Source organism: Candidatus Propionivibrio aalborgensis, assembly GCF_900089945.1.
Classification (GTDB): domain Bacteria; phylum Pseudomonadota; class Gammaproteobacteria; order Burkholderiales; family Rhodocyclaceae; genus Propionivibrio; species Propionivibrio aalborgensis.
In genome coordinates this window covers 1-1,133 of record NZ_FLQY01000226.1, presented here as the reverse complement: position 1 = coordinate 1,133, position 1,133 = coordinate 1, and the positions used below count along the sequence as shown (strand labels likewise).

The 1,133-nt window shown below is 57.5% G+C and carries 1 protein-coding gene and 1 pseudogene; both read left to right on the top strand.

All coding sequences use genetic code 11. The annotated features are described in order from the left end of the window. On the top strand, positions 1 to 643 hold a 643-nt coding region (locus tag PROAA_RS11400; protein ID WP_425394013.1), incomplete at its 5' end, for a glutamine amidotransferase-related protein. Continuing rightward, positions 640 to 1,133 (top strand): annotated as a pseudogene (locus PROAA_RS11395) (3-deoxy-8-phosphooctulonate synthase); the annotation flags it as partial. The gene PROAA_RS11400 and the pseudogene PROAA_RS11395, both read left to right, overlap by 4 nt.

The following is a 1,133-nucleotide window of genomic DNA, read 5'->3' as shown; positions in this document are numbered from 1 at the left end:
CAAGGGCTGCGATTTGCTGGAAGGCATGGATGCGATCCTGGTTCCGGGCGGGTTTGGCCGACGGGGCACAGAAGGCAAGATCATGGCGATTCGCCATGCCCGCGAAAGCAAGGTGCCGTATCTTGGTATCTGCCTCGGTATGCAGTTGGCCGTTATCGAATATGCTCGCAACGTAGCCGGTATGACCGGTGCGCACAGCACCGAATTTGAGCGAGTTTCGCCCTTCCCGGTGATTGCCCTGATTACTGAATGGCAGGATGTATCGGGCAAACTTGAAAAGCGCGACGAGAACTCTGATCTCGGCGGCACCATGCGCTTGGGCGGGCAGGTCTGCAATCTCGTTGAAGGCACTCTGGCGCGAGAGATTTACGGAAAAGCGGAGATTGTCGAGCGGCATCGCCACCGTTACGAGGTTAACAACAATTTGCTGAGTGCGCTTGAAGCCAAAGGGCTGATCGTGGCCGGTCGTGCTCCGGCCAACGATCTATGCGAGATGGTCGAATTGCCAAGGGAAGGGCCTGATGCCCATCCGTGGTTTGTCGGATGCCAGTTTCATCCGGAATTCACCTCGTCGCCGCGCAATGGGCATCCGCTCTTCACCTCGTTTGTCCGTGCTGCTATCGACCGCAAGGCCAAGGCATGAAACTATGCAACTTCGATGTCGGGCTGGATCAACCGCTTTTTCTGATTGCCGGTCCGTGTATGGCCGAATCGCTGGAACTCTGCATCGACGTTGCCGGGCAGATGAAGGACATCTGTGATCGTCTCGGTGTGCCCTATATCTTCAAGGCATCCTACGACAAGGCCAATCGCAGTTCCGGCAAGTCGGCACGCGGTCCCGGGTTGGAGGACGGCCTGAATATTCTCGCGGAAGTCCGCCGCCAGATCGGTGTGCCGGTGTTGACCGATGTTCATACCGTGGAGGATATTGGCGAGGTGTCCGATGCCGTCGATGTGCTGCAAACCCCCGCCTTTCTTTGTAGACAAACCGACTTCATTCACGCGGTAGCCGCCTGCGGCAAACCGGTGAATATCAAGAAGGGGCAGTTTCTGGCGCCGGGAGATATGACCAATGTCGTTGCCAAGGCGAAGGAAGCCAACGGCGGCGCGGATACCATCATGGTCTGCGAACG